We start from the raw sequence: 15072 nt of genomic DNA on the forward strand, positions 1-15072 counted from the left end.
GATTTTCTTCCCGTCCCGCCAACGGACACCGAAATTTCACTCTATTTTGGCCCGCAGCGCCGGTGGGTTCTGCTGGCCGTACCTTTGAGTCTGACCTTTACCGCCGGAACATTATTCCTCTTCTCCTTGCGCCACCCGATCCTGCTGCCCTTCCTGGCCGCGCTCGTGGTCAACCTGGCGGGCTGGCTGCTCTCCTACGTCGACGGCCAGCGCCAGCGCACCACCACCTGGGAGTCGCACCTGCTCCTGACCAAGGGCTGGCGCCCGGCCCGGCCGCCCGGCGTGGACGTGCTGCTGCCGACCATGGACGAACCGCTGGAGGTGCTGGACAACACCTTCGCCCACGTGGCCCGCCTTGACTGGAACGCTCCACTCACCGTCACGGTCCTGGACGACGCCGACCGTCCCGAGGTGGCCGACCTGGCCCGCTCGTACGGCTTCGCCCACACCGTCCGCCCCGACCGCGGCCACCTGAAGAAGGCCGGAAACCTCAACCACGGCCTGTCCCTGACCGGCAACGAGGTCGTGGCGGTCTTCGACGCCGACTTCGTCCCGCGCCCCGACTTCCTGCACCACCTGGTCCCCTACCTGGAGGACCCGCAGATCGCCATCGCCCAGTCGCCGCAGTTCTTCGACACCGACCAGGGCATGCCGTGGATCCAGCGGACCGCCGCCGCCTCCCAGGAGATGTTCTACCGGTGGCTGCAGCCGAGCCGCGACGCCGACGGCGGCGCCATCTGCGTCGGCACCAACGTCGTCTACCGCCGCGCCGCCCTCGACCGCATCGGCGGCTTCCCCAGGATCGACCACAGCGAGGACATCTACACCAGCGTCGCGCTCATGAAGCACGGCCTGCGCACCAAGTACGTGCCGGTCCTGCTGGCCAAGGGCCTGTCGCCGGACAACGTCGGCTCGTACGTGGCGCAGCAGTACCGCTGGGCCATGGGCTGCCTGAGCCTGCTGTTCAGCCGCGACTTCCACCGCACGCCGATGGGCTGGCGGGTGCGCCTGTCCTACTGGAGCGGCTTCCTGTCCTACTTCGTCTCGGCGCTCAACATCGCGGCCATCCCGCTGCCCGGCCTGATCATGCTCTACGCCTACCCGCAGGACGTACGCGCCTGGCACATGATCCCGTTCGTCGGCCCGCTGTGGGTGGCGCTGGTACTGCTGCCCGCGACCTCGGTCGGCCGCTACCGCTTCGAGGTCATCCGCGCCCAGACGCTCTACTCCTACTGCCACCTGTTCGCCATCGGCCATGCCCTGCGCAACCGGGTGTCGGCCTGGGTGCCCAGCGGCGGCGGCGGAGCCAGGCGCTCGCGCCTGGTGGTCACCATCACCCGCCTGGCCCTCGTCTGGCTGAGCGGAACCACGCTCGCGGTCTGGGCGGGCATCGCCTGGCGCGCCCCCGCCTATGGCTGGCACCACTACTGGGCGCTGACGCTGTTCGCCGCCGCGAGCACCTACATCGCCCTGCCGCTGATCCGCGACCTGTGGAGGTTCTCCCGATGAACCACCGTCAGCGCTGGCCGGAGACACTGGCCATCACCACCCTGCTGGTCCTGGCCATCGTGCTGGCCACGGGCTGGGCCGTCCTGCCTCCCGTGATCCCGTGACCGGGCACCGCAAGGACGTCGACGGCCTGCGCGCGGTCGCCGTCCTTTTCGTCCTGGCCTTCCACGCCTCCGTACCCGGTCTGGGCGGCGGGTTCGTCGGCGTCGACGTCTTCTTCGTCATCTCCGGCTTCCTGATCACCGGCCTGATCGTGCGCGACCTGGCCGCGGGGACCTTCTCCCTCGCCGACTTCTACGCCCGCCGGGCCCGCCGCATCCTTCCGGCCGCGGGCACGGTCCTGGTGGCGAGCGCGCTGGCGGCCTGGCTGCTGCTGCCACCGCTGCGCGCCGCCGACGTGGCCGCCGACGTCTTCACCGCCGCCCTCTACGTGGCCAACTGGCGCTTCATCGCCCAGGAGACCGACTACCTGGCCGCCGACCGCGACCCGAGCCCGCTGCTGCACTTCTGGTCACTCGCGGTGGAGGAACAGTTCTACCTGGTGTGGGCGCCCTTGCTGCTGGCCGCGTTCTGGCTGGCCGGACGCCGGGCCGTGGCCGCCGCCGCGGTGCTGGTCACGGCCGGGTCGTTCGCGCTGTCGCTGTCCTGGGACGGGCCCGCCGCCTACCTGGCCTCGCCGGCGCGGGCCTGGCAGTTCGGGGTGGGGGCGCTGGCCGCGCTGGCTCTGCCGTACCTCTCCCGCACGCCCCGCCTCCTGGCCGCACTCCTGGGTACGGCGGGAGCCGCGGCGCTGGCCTGGTCCCTGACGCTCGACGAGAGCGGCTATCCAGGACTGCAGGCCCTCGTTCCCACGCTGGGGACGGCGGCGCTGATCCTTTTCCGCTCGCCGGTATCGGCGCTGCTGAGCCACGGCTGGATGGGGGCGGTGGGGCGGCTGTCGTTCGCCTGGTACCTGTGGCACTGGCCGGTCGTCGTGTTGTTCGGCGACGGGCGGTCGTGGCCGGTCAAGCTCGCTCTGGTGATCGGCGCCGCGCTGCCCGCATGGCTGACGATGCGGCTGGTGGAGCGGCCGGTGCGCTTCTCCAAGGTCGTGGCCGAGCTGCCGCGGCGCGGGCTGGCGGTGGGCACGGCGGCGATGACGGTCCCGGTGACGGCCGCGCTGCTGCTGGGCGGGGCGAGCGTGCCGCGTGCCGAGGTGGCCACCGCGGTGGTCGAGACGGCGCCGACCGTCGACGCGGCGGCGGCGCGTACCGACTATCCGCCCTCGGAGGGGTGTGAGGTGGCGCTGACGGCGACCACGAGCCCGCCGTGCCTGTTCACGCCCAGCGGGTCCGGGCGCGCGGGGGCGGTGCCCGGCAACGACCGCGTCGTGCTGCTCGGCGACTCGCACGCCGGGCAGTGGTTCACGATGGCGCGGCGGGTGGCGCACCGGCGCGGCTGGACGCTGGAGGTACTGACCAAGCCGGGGTGCCCGCCGGCCGCGCTGAAGATCGTGGATCCGCGCCTGGGCAGGGAGTACCGCGAGTGCGACCAGTGGCGCGAGAACACCCTGACCAGGCTGGAGGGCGAGACGCCGCCGCGGCTCATCCTGCTGGCCTCGCTGTCGGCCTACGCCGACGCGAAGGCCACGCTGAAGGGCTGGCGGCCCACGCTGGAGCGGTTGTCGCGGCTGGGGGCGCCGCTGGTGTACCTGCGTGACACGCCGCTGCCCGGCATCGACGTGCCGGCGTGCCTGTCCGGCAAGCCCGCCGCGTCCTGCGCCTTCCCCCGCTCTCGCGGGCTCGCGCCGGACCCCCTCGCGGCGGGCAAGAGGCCGGGCCTGTGGACGCTGGACGTCAGCGACCTGCTCTGCCCAGGCAGCGGCCCCACGTGCCCGGCGGCGCTCGACGGCGTCGTGCTCTACCGCGACGACTCCCACCTGACCAACACGCTCGTCCAGCGGCTCGCTCCACGCCTGGAGCAGCAACTGGAGGAGCTCGACCTGATCCCGACGGTCCTTTGACATCCTTCCCCCTCGCAACGAGGGGGATTCCCACGGTCACCCGCGGGCCTTCCTGCTTCGCCGCCGGTCGCCCGTCCGAGAGGATTCTCGTTGAGGTCTTACACCAGCTCCACAGGCGTTTCAGCTCTCCGCCAGCCCGGCGGCGAGCACGTTCTTGGCCGCGTTCACATCCCGGTCATGGACCGCACCACAGGCGCACTCCCAGGCCCGGACGCTCAGCGGCATCGCCTCTTGCCGGGTGCCGCACGCCGAGCACAGCTTGGAGGAGGGAAACCAGCGATCCACCACCATCAGCGTGCGCCCATACCACTGCGCCTTGTACTCCAGCATCGAGCGCAGTTCCCGCCACGAGGCGTCACTGATGGCACGCGCCAGCTTGCCGTTCTTGACCAGGTTGCGCACCGTCAGGTCCTCCACCGTGACCGCTTGATTCTCGCGAACCAGCCGTGTCGTGACCTTGTGCAGATAGTCCCTTCTCCGGTCGGCGATCCGGGCATACACCCTGGCCACGCGCAGCCGTGCCTTGCCCCGATTCGCCGAACCCTTGGCTTTGCGGGCCAGCGCGCGCTGCGCCCCGGCCAGCCTGCGCCGCTCCCGCCGCTCGTGACCCGGGTTGACGATCTTCTCACCGGTGGACAGAGTGGCCAGCGCCGCGATCCCGGCGTCAACCCCTACAGCCGCCGCCACCGGCTGCAGCGCGCTGATCTCCTCCTCGACCAGGATCGACACGAACCAACGTCCCGCCGCGTCCCTGCTCACCGTCACCGTGGACGGCTCCGCACCCTCCGGCAAAGGACGCGACCACACAATCGCCAGTGGCGCGTCCATCTTCGCCAACGTCAACCGGCCCGCACGCCAGCGGAACGCCGACCGGGTGTATTCAGCCGATGCCCGCACCTTCTTCTTGCTCTCGAACACCGGATGCTTAGCGCGTTTGGCGAAGAAGTTCGCGAACGCCGCCTGCAAGTGGCGCAGCGCCTGCTGCAGCGGAACCGACGACACCTCCGACAGGAAACCGAACGCATCACTACGTTTCCACTCGGTCAGCAGGGCGGACGACTCCCCATAGGAGACGCGACGCCCCTCCGCATAGGCACGGGTCCGCTCTTCCAGAGCCTTGTTATAGACCAGACGCACACAACCGAACGTCCGAGCCAGCTCGTCGGCCTGTCCGGACGTCGGGTAGAAGCGGTACTTGTAAGCCCGCTTCACGATCCGCGCCACACCGCACAGACTATCGTGCAGACAGGCGACTATCGAGTATGTGTTCCCGTGCCACGGCCTGGTGAGGACATTACACGTCCCCGGCTCCGCCTCCTCGGAGGTTCTCGATGAGAATCCTCATCTCCCTCCTGCTGGTCTGTGTCCTCGCCGCGTGCGGCGGCGGCACGGACCGGCGGGAGGTCTTCCGCGACGACTTCGACGGCGCCACGCTCGACGCCGGGCGCTGGCGGCACGAGACCGGCCCGCCGGAACGCTGGGGCACCGGCGAGATCGAGACGATGACCGCCTCCCCCGCCAACGTCGCCCTCGACGGCAAGGGCCACCTGGCCATCACCCCTCGCCTGGAGGGCGGCCGGTGGACCTCCGGCCGGGTCAGGACCCAGCGCGCCGACTTCGCCGTCCCGCTCGGCGGCACGCTGCGGGTGGAGGCCCGCCTCGCGCTGCCCGCCGTCTCGCCCGCCGACGGCGCGGGGTACTGGCCGGCGTTCTGGATGCTGGGCGGGGAGACCGGCTGGCCGGCCGTGGGCGAGATCGACATCATGGAGGCGGTGAACGGCCGGCCTTCTGTCACCGGCGCCATGCACTGCGGCACCATGCCGGGCGGCCCGTGCCAGGAGCCGAAGGGCCTGGTCACGCCCGAGCAGCCCTGTCCCGGCTGCCACGGCTCCTTCCACACCTACGCGGTCGAGGTGACCGAGAAGTCCACGACCTGGCTGCTGGACGGCCGGCCGTACTTCACCTTGGACAGGAGCCTGCCGCGGGCCTTCTTCGTGATACTCAACGTGGCGGTCGGCGGCGGACTGCCCGGCCCGCCCAACGCGGCGACCATCCCCGGCAGGCCGATGCTGGTGGACTATGTCAGCGTCACTACACTTAGGGTCGCCTAACCTAATTGACCAAGGAATCCCATGCGCCTGCCCGTGGCGATCGCCGCACTGCTGCCCGTCCTCGCCTTCGCCGCCTGCGGAAACTCCGCGGACCCGGCCCAGGGCACCGGCTCCACCCGTACGGTCAAGCACGCCATGGGCGAGACCAAGGTCCCCGAGACGCCCAAGCGCGTCGTGGTCCTCGACACGGACAAGCTCGACACCATGGTCTCCCTGGGCCTCGCCCCCGTCGGCGCGGCCCAGGCGGCCGAGAACCAGAAGTGGCCCGCCTACCTCGGCGACGCGCTCAAGGACACCAAGTCCGTCGGCACCCTCCAGCAGCCCAATCTGGAGGCGATCATCGCGCTGAAGCCGGACCTCATCCTCGGCACCAAGTTCCGCCAGGCCGCCTTCTACGACAAGCTCAGCAAGATCGCCCCGACGGTCTTCACCGAGAAGGTCGGCGTGACCTGGAAGGAGAACTTCACGCTCGACGCCGAGGCGCTCGGCAAGCCCGCCGAGGCGGCCAAGCTCCTGTCGGACTACGAGACGCGCGCCAAGACGGTCGGACGGAAGTTCGCCGAGCTCAAGCTGAGCATCGTGCGCTTCATGCCCACCGAGATCCGCATGTACGGCCCCGAGTCCTTCAGCGGCATCGTCGTCGGCGACGCCGGCGTCGGCCGCCCCGAGGTCCAGATGCTCGCCGGCCAGGAGGACAAGCGGTTCGGCAAGCTGAGCCAGGAGAACATCGCCCAGGCCGACGCCGACGCCCTCTTCTACAGCGCCTACGGCGAGGCCGCCGCCGCGTCGCAGGCCGAGGTCACCGGCGGGCCGCTGTGGAAGAAGCTCAAGGCGGTCACCTCCGGCCACGCCCACGCGGTGGACGACGAGGTCTGGATGCTCGGCATCGGGGTCAGGGCGGCCAACGGCATCCTGGACGACCTGGACAAGTACCTCACCGCGCCGGCGTGAGCCGTACCTCGTCTCCCACCCGCACGTCGCCGGGCCGCAGGACCCGGGCGTAGACCCCGGCGCACGGCTGCGCGCCCATGTCGAAGACCTCGACGCGGTTGTGGCGGGCCACCGTGCGCAGCGCGTCGGTGTCGCGCGGCAGCCCGCCGTGCGCGAGCGTGGGTACGGCGCAGCGCGGGCTGGCCACGATGACCTCCAGCTCCGCCGCCCCGAGGCGCAGCCGGGCGCCCGCCCACGCGTTCTCGGGGAAGCCGTCGCCGGGCGTGTCGATCACGACGTTGGGGCGGTAGCGGACCGCCTCCATGTGCCCGCGCGCGCTCAGTTCGCCGATGCGCCGCACGGTCGAGGTGGTGATGAGGTGGAGCGGGGCGAAGTCGAAGAACGTCCCGGGCGCGGCGGCGGCCAGGTAGGTGATGGTGTGGCCGACCTCCTGCTCGATGCCCCGTTCGAGCACCTCTTCCGGGATCGAGCGCTCCAGTTCGGCCGCCGGGGGCGGGGTGTCGGCGAGCCGTACCTCGCGGCCGAACAGCCTGGACAGCTCGGCGTCGCCGGGCGGCGCGACGCCGTCGAGCGTGAGCAGGTCCCGCCACAGCCTGGGGTTCTTGGCACTGGCGACCTTGCCCGTGGAAACGTCGACGACGGCGCGCACCCGGTCTCCGGAGAGCCCTCGCTCAGTGATCTCGCCGGTGTCGAGGTCTTCCCCGAGCATCGACTTGACCGGATAGCGGCGCAATGCCCCCACAACACCGACAAGATCACTCATTTCATGATCTTACGGCGTGTGCGGAGCTTTTGCCGGTTTCCACAGCGATCCATCGAGCACCAGCGGCGCGCGCCGGGCCGTGAGGTGTCGAGAAACAGCAGGTAGCAGCGCTCGCCGCCGCACATACGCACGCGTTCGACACGATCGCCGGAAAACAACTCGATCGCGTCTCGCGCCACCGCCGACAGGAACTGCGACCCGGTCACCGGGTACGCCCACTCCCTGACCCGGCCGGCCCCCATGACGGGCACGGGCGGCGGCGCGGCGGCCAGCTCGTTCAGGATCGTGTGCGGCCGCGGTGGGTCCGCGTCGATCCTGACCTCCGCCACACCGGCGACCTTGAAGCCGGGGGCGTCGTCCTTCACCGCCTCCATGGCGAGCGACAGGATCGCGCCGCGCAGCCGTTTGGCGTCGGCCAGCTCGTCCGCGTCCGCCCGCGCGGGCCCGTCCACGCCGAGCCTCGACACGGCGATCCACTCGGCCAGATCGGCGGGCGCGTGCAGCCGTTCCCAGGGGTTCACCGCCCCGCTGAGCAGGAATTCCAGGCACAGCGTGCCCGCGTCGAACCTGAACCGCTGACCGTCGCCTCCGGTCAGCACCATCGTGCTTGCGCTCTCCACAGGAGCAGTGTAACACTGGACACCAGTTAAACCGGTGTAATCGGAGGAGACGAGAATGAACGAGATCATCGAGCTGACCGAGCGTTCGTGGGAAGCCAACAGGAACGGCGACGCCGCCTTCTTCGACCGCTTCCTCACCGCCGAACCGGTGAGCGTCTCCCCCTGGGGCGTCATCACCGACCGGGAGGCGATCCTCAAGGGCTTCGCCGAGAACCGCAACCCCTACACCCGCACCGAGCAGTCCGGCCACCGCGTCGTCCGGCTGACCGAGGACAGCCTCGTCCACATCAGCCTGGTCGAGATCGACGTACTCCTGAACGGCACCGAGAAGCAGACCGTGCTCTATCACGCCGCGACGACCCTGGTCCGCCAGGACGGGGAGTGGAAGGCCGCCGTCTTCCAGGTCACCCCCGCCGGAGCCTAGGGATCCAGCCGGGCACCGCCCGCCGGTAGTCCTCGTACTCCTGCCCGAAGGTACGGCGCAGCGTCGGCTCCTCGTAGAAGCGCACGAACAACCACGTGACGATCCCGACGAGCGCCGCGTACCAGAGCAGGCTCAGCCGTCCGAGCAGCAGGGCCTGCCCGGCGATGGCCAGTTCGACGGCCACGTACATGGGGTTGCGGACGTAGCGATAGAAGCCCCCCACCACGAGGCGGCTCGGCGCGGCCACCGGCATCGGCGTGCCCAGCCCCTCGACCACGAAGCGGACGAACGCCGGCACGATCACCACCGCCCCCGCCACGACCATGAGACCGCCGAGCCCTCGCAGCGGCGGCCACATCGGCCCGAAGTGCCAGCCAGTGATCAGCCACGGCGCCACCCCGGCCACCAGCCCCGGCCCGAGGACGAAGAACAACGACGTCACCGTCGCCGCCACCGGCTTCCGCATCCGTGTCACCCCCAGAAGCGCCGAAGATGAGGTACGAGCTCGGCGGCCCGCTCGTCGGGGAAGAAGAGCCGGCCACCGTCGATCTCGACGACCTCCCGCACGCCCGGGATAGTGTCGCGCAGCCAGCGCGCCCATTCCACGCCGAAGAAGACGTCACCCGTACCCCACACCACAAGCGTTGGCACGGCAAGCACCGTCAACTGCGGCTCGATGGCCACCATCTCCTTGGCGTCGATCCCGGCCAGGAGACGCTCGAAGGCCCGCCCGCCGCCGGGCTTGGCGAACATCGGCCGCAGGTACGCGTCCACGAGGGCCTCGGGGTCGTCGATCCGCTCGTAGCCGTCGCCGTACACGCTCTGGCCGATCAGGCCGGGGTGCTGGATCAGCGCCTCGACCAGGGGGACGAGTTCGCCCTTGGCGGCCAGTTCGACGGTGGGACGGAAGGCCTCGGGCGGGGTGTTGTCGTGGACGTCGCAGTTGGTGAGGGTGAGGGAACGGAGCCTGTCCGGATGGCGCACCGCGAAGATCTGCGCGATCGCGCCGCCGGTGTCGTTGGCGACCATGTCGACCCGGTCGAGTCCGAGGTCGTCGCAGAACCCGGCCAGCGCTTCCGCCAGTCCGGGCAGCGTGAGGTCGTCGGTGATCGGGCTGCCGCCGTGGACGGGCAGATCGGGTGCGACACAGCGTCGTTCGCCGCGTAGCCCGGCGATGACGTTGCGCCAGAGGTAGGAACTCGTGCCCACGCCATGTACGAACAGCGTGGCCGGCCCCTGGCCCTCGTCGATGTGGTTGAGCATGAACGCCTCCAAACAAACCGACTGTCGGTCTGGAAAATACCCGACTGCCGGTCGGTATGTCTAGAGTTGGTTCATGAACCTCAAGGCAGAGCGGGGCGCGGCCACCCGCGACCGGGTCCTCATGGTCGCGCGACGCCTGTTCGCCGAGCAGGGCTACGAGGGCACCTCCATCGAAACCGTCCTGCAGGAGACGGGACTGAGCCGTGGGGCCCTGTACCACCACTACTCAGGCAAGGACGCCCTGTTCGAGGCGGTACTCGAGCAGGTGGAGACATCGGTGGGAGTGCGCCTGATGGAGTCGGTGAAGGGAATCGCCGACCCCGCCGAGGCTCTCGTGGCGGGATGTCTGGCATGGGTAAGAATGGCCCGCGACCCGGCCACCCGCCGCATCGTGCTGATCGACGCACCTGCCGTACTGGGATGGGAGAGATGGCGAGCCCTGGAGGAACGGCACGCGTTCGGCATGCTGAAGTCGGCCCTGAGGGCGACGGGAAGAGTGCCGAAAGAGGCCCTGGACGTGTACGCGCACATGTTGCTGGCCGCGATCAACGAGAGCGTGTTGCTGGTGGCGAGGGGCAATGAACTGGAAGGCGCGGAGAGAGCGGTAGAAGACTTCCTTCACCGCCTCCTACGCCCCTGAAGGCAAGGTCATCGCACTGTTGGCGCTCAGGCGTTTCTCCAGCCGCCTACCACCCCGGCGGCAAGTACTTCACTGACTCATGGATCATCGTGCGCTAGATGCACCCGGGGGAGGGGCGCGTGAAGCGCTCCTCCCCCTTGCCATGCCGACGCCGGTTCCCCAGGCTCGCCGCCCGGGCGGGCGGACGGGAAGATCCACAATGCTCGGCGGTCCGCCCGACCGCGCCTCCTAGGTCGTGGTGTCGGTTGCGTACTCCGGGCGACCGGTGGGCCGGTAGACCTGGATCGTTATGCCATCTGAGGTGGCTTGGGAGTCGATCAGTTCCAGCGCCGTGTCCGGGCCGGCATCGGGGAACAGCCGCCTGCCCTGGCCGACGACCACGGGATACGTGATCAGGGTGATCTCGTCGACAAGCTGGTTGGCGAACAGCCAGCGGACCAGTTCGCCGCTGCCGTGTACCTGCAACTCGCCTCCGGGTTTGGCCTTCAGCTCGCGGATGGCGGCCGCCACGTCTTCGGACAGGACGGTTGTATTCGTCCATTGCGGGTCGCTGAGCGTCGTCGAGACCACGTACTTGGGCCGCGAGTTCAGGGCCGCCGAGATCGGGTTGTCGCCCTGTTCTGCTCCCCAGGAGCCGCTTCCCCACGAGCCGGCGAAGATCTCGTAGGTCCGCCGGCCGAACAGGAACGCGTCGGCGCGCTGGTAGACCGCGCCGACGAACGCCTCGGCCTCGTCACCGAAGAGCGGCAGCGCCCATCCGCCACGCTCGAATCCGCCCCTGCGGTCCTCATCCGATCCGCCGAGGCCTTGCATCACGCCGTCGACCGAGACGTTCATGATGGTCGTCAGTTTCATAGTCGCAATTTCCTTCTCGTTGGATTGGGCGTCGACTGTTCTGACCCGGCGAGCGCACCGAACTCATCGATCGGCCCCCGTGCGATCTGCGCGGCCACTTTGGTTCCCGTCCTGTGAGCCGCCGGGATCTCGCCTGACCAGGCCGGGTTGACAGGTTCGGGAACATGTGGAAATACTAACGGCGTTAGATGATCTAACGTCGTTAGGAGTTCGTGGTGGGGAAGCGGGAAGAGGTACGTCAGCGGACGTTCGCCGAGATCCTGGAGACGGCCGGCCGGATGGCGGAGGCAGAAGGCTGGCGGGCGGTGACCATCCGGCGGATCGCCGCCGAGATCGGCTACAGCGCGCCGGTGATCTACCAGCACTTCCCCGGCAAGGACGCCGTCCTGCACACGCTGCTGCACCGGGTCAACGGTGAGCTGGCGGAGCGGATGCGGGCCGCGGTAGCCGGTGAACCGGCGGCACGGGGCCCACACCTGGCGGCAGCCGCGTACCTGGAATTCGCCCGGTCGCGGCCCGGCCTCTACCAGCTCATGTCGGGCGCGCCCGGCACGGACGTCGACGCCTCCACCCGCCGCGCCGCCGCAGCCGACGTGATCACCTTCACCCGGCAGCTCATCGGCGCGTGGGCGGCCGACACCGCAGCCGAGCCCATCGACATCGACGACGCCTGCGACCTGCTGTGGGGCACACTGCACGGCCTCGCCTCCATCGGCTCGATCCAGGACATCGGCTTCGACCGCGCCCTGAACCTGGCCGACCAGGCGGTGACCGCGCTGCTCGGCTACTGGTCAGCCCCGGCCGCGAACCCCGAAAGCCACTCGCACACCATCAGGAGAGAGAAATGATCTACCACCACAACCGCTTCACCTTCAAGCAGACCGCCACCGCCCAGCAGCGGGAGGAAGCCCTCGCCAGCCTGCGCAACCAGGGCGAGTCGATCGACGCGGTCTCGCGGTACGTCGTCGGCAAGGACATCGGCGGCGAGTTCGAGTACGGCGCCGTCTTCGTCATCGAAGACCTCGACGGATACTGGGAGTACCTGATGGCGCCCTCACACGCCCACACCGACCGGATCGGCCTGCCACTGCTGGAGTCCTTCGTCTCCTACGACACCACCGACAGCGACGACCCCGGCATCGCCCAGAAGATCGCCGACCTCCACGCGCGACGCTACGCCGGCAACCCGGCCCTCACCAAGCTGGTGGCCGACCTCCCCTCCTACACCGGCAGCAGCGCGCCGACCCCCACCAACCAGCCCGCCGCCGGCCCTGTCACCCGGTAGCCGTGAGGTAGCGGGTGAGCATGGCCACCAGTTCGTTCTCGAAGCGGGGGATGTCGATGGGGTCGGGGGCGGCGATGAGCTGGTGCACGACCAGTTCGACGGTGCTGACGGCGAGCCGGGCGGCGGTTTCGGTGTCGCCGACCCGGACCTGCGGGTGGCGGTCGAACAGCTCTCGCAGGTAGGCGACGCGCTCCTGCTCATACCGGGAGATCTTCTCCAGCAGTGTGTGGGAGCGGGGCGCCTGTTCCATCATGACGCGCAGGAGCTGCGGGTCGTCGTGGTGGTTCTCGATCGCGGTCCGTACGTAGAGGCGGACGACCTCCTCCAGTGAGCCGGGCGGCCCGGTCTCCTCCCCGCGGGCGAGACCGGACACGCCGGCGTCGAGGTGCCGGACGAGCAGCTCGACGAGGATCGCGTCCTTGTTCGGATAGTACTGATACAGCGAGCCGATCGAGATCCGTGCCCGCTCGGCGATCCGGTTGGTGGTGCCGGCGGCGTAGCCGTACTCGGTGAAAACGTGAGCAGCGGCCGTGAGGATGCGTTGCCGGGTGAGCTCGGCGCGCACCTGGCGCGGCTGTTTACGTGGCTGAAGCCGGCGCTTGTCCGATGTCATGGCACCCCTGGGGACGGCAGCGTGAAAGCGAGTAGCGCACGAACTGAATAATTGCTCATAATTGTGGCATGACCTGCGCCGATGTGGCGAACGCCGACCGCGCGGGCGCGCTTGATGCGGAGGCGGAACCCCCGGGAGAAGGAGTCTTTGATGACGTATGCCCCAACGCGGCCACGGCGGGTGCCACAGGAGGAGGTTCTCGCCCTGCTCGGGGAGCCCGAGCCCATGACCAAGGCCAAGATCTTCGACCGCGTCGACCAGCACTCCCGGCGCTTCATCGCCCACTCCCCCTTCCTGACGATGGCCACGGCGGACGCGGCCGGACGCGCCGACTGCTCGCCGCGCGGCGACTACCCGGGGTTCGTGAAGGTCCTCGACGACCGTACGCTCGCGATACCCGACCGGCCCGGCAACAAGCTCGCCGACTCCTTCCGCAATCTCGCGGAGAACGACGGGGTCGGACTGCTGTTCCTCATCCCCGGAGTGCGCGAGACGCTGCGGGTCAACGGCCGCGCCTACCCCACCGACGAACCCGATGTGCTCGCACGGATGCAGACCGAGGCCAGGCAACCGGTGCTGGCGCTCATCGTCGACGTGGCCGCGGTCTACCTGCACTGCGGCCGCGCGCTCATCCGCTCGCGGCTATGGGACCCCGCCAGCCAGGCCCTCGCCGCGGAGATTCCCTCGGCCGGTGAGATCGCCATCGGCCAGCTCGGGCTCGACCTCGACCCGGAACTCGTCGACCGCAAGCTCGAAGCCGGCTACCGCGAACTGTTCTGACCCCGATCCCAAGGTGACCTTCCGATGCAACTGACGATTCTCGATCGTATGGACCGGGTCGCCGACGGCGTCCTGTCCCTGACCCTGCGGAGCGCCGCCGGCCCGCTGGCGCCCTGGGAGCCGGGCGCCCACGTCGATCTGGCGCTGCCGAACTGGCTGACCCGCCAGTACTCGCTGTGCGGGGACCCGGCCGAGCGGGACCGCTACCGCATCGCCGTACGACATGAGCCGCTGAGCCGGGGAGGCTCGGAGTACGTCCACCTGTTCCTGCGCCCGGGCCGCACCCTGGAGGTCTCCTCACCGCGCAACACCTTCCCCCTGCTGGCCGCGCCGGACTACCTCTTCCTCGCCGGCGGCATCGGCATCACCCCCATCCTCCCGATGCTGCGGGCCGCCATCCGGGCGGGCGCCACGGCCAGGCTCGTGTACGCCGGGAGGTCGGCCGCGACCATGCCCTTCGCCGACGACCTGCGCTCCTCCTACGGCGAGCGGGTCCACGTCCTCGCCCAGGACGAACAGGGCATGCCCGACCTCACCGCCCTGGCGGCCGAGCTGAGCCCCCACACGCTGGTGTACTGCTGCGGCCCCGCACCGATGCTCGCCGCGGCCGAGGCCGCCTTCCCCGCCGAACGCCTGCACCTCGAACGTTTCCGCCCGACCACCAGGACGTTCCCGCCCAACACCGCCTTCGAAGTGGTGTGCGCCCGATCGGGCCAGACGGTTTCCGTCTCCCCTGAGGAATCGATGCTGGACGCCCTGACCTACGCCGGGCACCCCGTGCCCTCCGGCTGCCGCGAAGGCGTGTGCGGAAGCTGCGAACTCACCGTCATCGACGGGGAACCCGAGCACCGCGACGACATCGGCGCTCCGGCGGGCCGCATGTACGCCTGCGTGTCGCGGGCACGCTCACCCCGCCTCGTCGTGGACCTCTGACGTGCTCATCCCTCGTCGAGGGTTCATCTGGATGTTGGTGGCGCCGTCGCCCGTGGAGATGATCCCGCTGTTGTCACCACTGACGACGACCGACCGCTCCCCGCCACCGGCCGGAGGATCCGGTTCGGCGACGGAGGGCCGGGTCAGCCAGAACGCGACCAGCGCGCCGGCCGCGGCCAGCGCCACAGCGACACCGGTCCACCCCCAGCTCCATCCGGCATCGGTGAGCACCTGGTTGCCGGCCACCGCCGTACCCACCCCGAGCGGTACCGACAACACAAGCAAGATCCGCCTGCCCCACACCCGTGCACGTCCGCGCATAC

General features: G+C 69.8%; 17 protein-coding genes and 1 pseudogene. 10 read left to right on the forward strand and 8 right to left on the reverse strand.

What is annotated here, in order from left to right:
- The first annotated feature begins 126 nt into the window (after positions 1-126).
- Together ACFWY5_RS21950 and ACFWY5_RS21955 are read left to right on the forward strand one after the other, a co-directional pair.
- On the forward strand, positions 127-1509 hold the full coding sequence (locus ACFWY5_RS21950; RefSeq protein ID WP_379633900.1) for a glycosyltransferase: 1383 nt from the start codon (positions 127-129) through the stop codon (positions 1507-1509).
- A 100-nt stretch (positions 1510-1609) separates the two neighbouring features.
- The gene (locus ACFWY5_RS21955; RefSeq protein WP_379633902.1) at positions 1610-3511 is read left to right on the forward strand and encodes an acyltransferase family protein; all 1902 of its coding nucleotides are present in this window, start codon (positions 1610-1612) and stop codon (positions 3509-3511) included.
- 34 nt (positions 3512-3545) lie between these two features.
- Here ACFWY5_RS21955 and ACFWY5_RS21960 read toward each other — a convergent pair.
- Positions 3546-4735: pseudogene (locus ACFWY5_RS21960) on the reverse strand (RNA-guided endonuclease InsQ/TnpB family protein); the annotation flags it as partial.
- A 107-nt stretch (positions 4736-4842) separates the two neighbouring features.
- Between ACFWY5_RS21960 and ACFWY5_RS21965 the strand changes: the two are divergent.
- Both ACFWY5_RS21965 and ACFWY5_RS21970 read left to right on the forward strand, forming a co-directional pair.
- Entirely contained in the window at positions 4843-5622 is a 780-nt protein-coding gene (locus ACFWY5_RS21965) for a family 16 glycosylhydrolase (protein WP_379633904.1), read from the forward strand.
- Between the two features lie 21 nt (positions 5623-5643).
- A complete protein-coding gene (locus ACFWY5_RS21970) occupies positions 5644-6573 on the forward strand; it encodes an ABC transporter substrate-binding protein (protein WP_379633906.1) in 930 nt (309 codons plus the stop codon).
- Here ACFWY5_RS21970 and ACFWY5_RS21975 read toward each other — a convergent pair.
- Both ACFWY5_RS21975 and ACFWY5_RS21980 read right to left on the reverse strand, forming a co-directional pair.
- Entirely contained in the window at positions 6557-7336 is a 780-nt protein-coding gene (locus ACFWY5_RS21975) for an MOSC domain-containing protein (protein WP_379609289.1), read from the reverse strand. The genes ACFWY5_RS21970 and ACFWY5_RS21975 overlap by 17 nt on opposite strands.
- Complete coding sequence (locus ACFWY5_RS21980; protein WP_379633908.1) at positions 7333-7956, reverse strand: CGNR zinc finger domain-containing protein; 624 nt, start codon at positions 7954-7956, stop codon at positions 7333-7335. The genes ACFWY5_RS21975 and ACFWY5_RS21980 overlap by 4 nt, the downstream gene beginning before the upstream one ends.
- 55 nt (positions 7957-8011) lie before the next feature.
- On the opposite strand from ACFWY5_RS21980, the gene ACFWY5_RS21985 reads away from it, so the two are divergent.
- A complete protein-coding gene (locus ACFWY5_RS21985) occupies positions 8012-8380 on the forward strand; it encodes a nuclear transport factor 2 family protein (protein ID WP_379609287.1) in 369 nt (122 codons plus the stop codon).
- Here the strand turns inward: ACFWY5_RS21985 and ACFWY5_RS21990 are convergent.
- Complete coding sequence (locus tag ACFWY5_RS21990; protein ID WP_379609286.1) at positions 8361-8846, reverse strand: methyltransferase family protein; 486 nt, start codon at positions 8844-8846, stop codon at positions 8361-8363. The genes ACFWY5_RS21985 and ACFWY5_RS21990 overlap by 20 nt on opposite strands.
- A 5-nt stretch (positions 8847-8851) precedes the next feature.
- Positions 8852-9643: an alpha/beta fold hydrolase gene (locus ACFWY5_RS21995; protein WP_379609285.1), complete on the reverse strand. Its 792-nt coding sequence runs from the start codon at positions 9641-9643 to the stop codon at positions 8852-8854.
- A gap of 73 nt (positions 9644-9716) precedes the next feature.
- Here ACFWY5_RS21995 and ACFWY5_RS22000 point away from each other — a divergent pair, with 73 nt between their 5' ends.
- Positions 9717-10283 (forward strand): TetR/AcrR family transcriptional regulator, encoded by a 567-nt coding sequence (locus ACFWY5_RS22000; RefSeq protein WP_379633910.1) that lies wholly within the window; start codon positions 9717-9719, stop codon positions 10281-10283.
- A gap of 228 nt (positions 10284-10511) precedes the next feature.
- Here ACFWY5_RS22000 and ACFWY5_RS22005 read toward each other — a convergent pair whose 3' ends face one another.
- Positions 10512-11138, reverse strand: coding sequence for a dihydrofolate reductase family protein (locus ACFWY5_RS22005; protein WP_379633912.1), 627 nt, complete (start codon positions 11136-11138; stop codon positions 10512-10514).
- Positions 11139-11353: 215 nt separating this feature from the next.
- Here ACFWY5_RS22005 and ACFWY5_RS22010 point away from each other — a divergent pair, with 215 nt between their 5' ends.
- Positions 11354-11986, forward strand: a complete 633-nt coding sequence (locus ACFWY5_RS22010; RefSeq protein WP_379633914.1) for a TetR/AcrR family transcriptional regulator — start codon at positions 11354-11356, stop codon at positions 11984-11986.
- A complete protein-coding gene (locus tag ACFWY5_RS22015; RefSeq protein ID WP_379633916.1) occupies positions 11983-12423 on the forward strand; it encodes a Dabb family protein in 441 nt (146 codons plus the stop codon). Before ACFWY5_RS22010 ends, ACFWY5_RS22015 begins: the two co-directional genes overlap by 4 nt.
- On the opposite strand, the gene ACFWY5_RS22020 is transcribed toward ACFWY5_RS22015, so the two are convergent.
- Positions 12413-13036 carry a TetR/AcrR family transcriptional regulator gene (locus ACFWY5_RS22020; protein ID WP_379633918.1) on the reverse strand — a complete coding sequence of 208 codons (624 nt, stop codon included), beginning with the start codon at positions 13034-13036 and terminating at the stop codon, positions 12413-12415. The two genes, ACFWY5_RS22015 and ACFWY5_RS22020, sit on opposite strands and share 11 nt — an antisense overlap.
- Positions 13037-13186: 150 nt before the next feature.
- On the opposite strand from ACFWY5_RS22020, the gene ACFWY5_RS22025 reads away from it, so the two are divergent.
- Together ACFWY5_RS22025 and ACFWY5_RS22030 are read left to right on the forward strand one after the other, a co-directional pair.
- Positions 13187-13816 carry an MSMEG_1061 family FMN-dependent PPOX-type flavoprotein gene (locus tag ACFWY5_RS22025; protein ID WP_379633920.1) on the forward strand — a complete coding sequence of 210 codons (630 nt, stop codon included), beginning with the start codon at positions 13187-13189 and terminating at the stop codon, positions 13814-13816.
- A gap of 24 nt (positions 13817-13840) precedes the next feature.
- A complete protein-coding gene (locus tag ACFWY5_RS22030) occupies positions 13841-14749 on the forward strand; it encodes a PDR/VanB family oxidoreductase (RefSeq protein WP_379633922.1) in 909 nt (302 codons plus the stop codon).
- On the opposite strand, the gene ACFWY5_RS22035 is transcribed toward ACFWY5_RS22030, so the two are convergent.
- Entirely contained in the window at positions 14723-15070 is a 348-nt protein-coding gene (locus ACFWY5_RS22035; protein WP_379633924.1) for a hypothetical protein, read from the reverse strand. The genes ACFWY5_RS22030 and ACFWY5_RS22035 overlap by 27 nt on opposite strands.
- Between the last annotated feature and the right edge of the window lie 2 nt (positions 15071-15072).

The organism is Nonomuraea sp. NPDC059007 (assembly GCF_042740555.1).
Taxonomy (GTDB): domain Bacteria; phylum Actinomycetota; class Actinomycetes; order Streptosporangiales; family Streptosporangiaceae; genus Nonomuraea.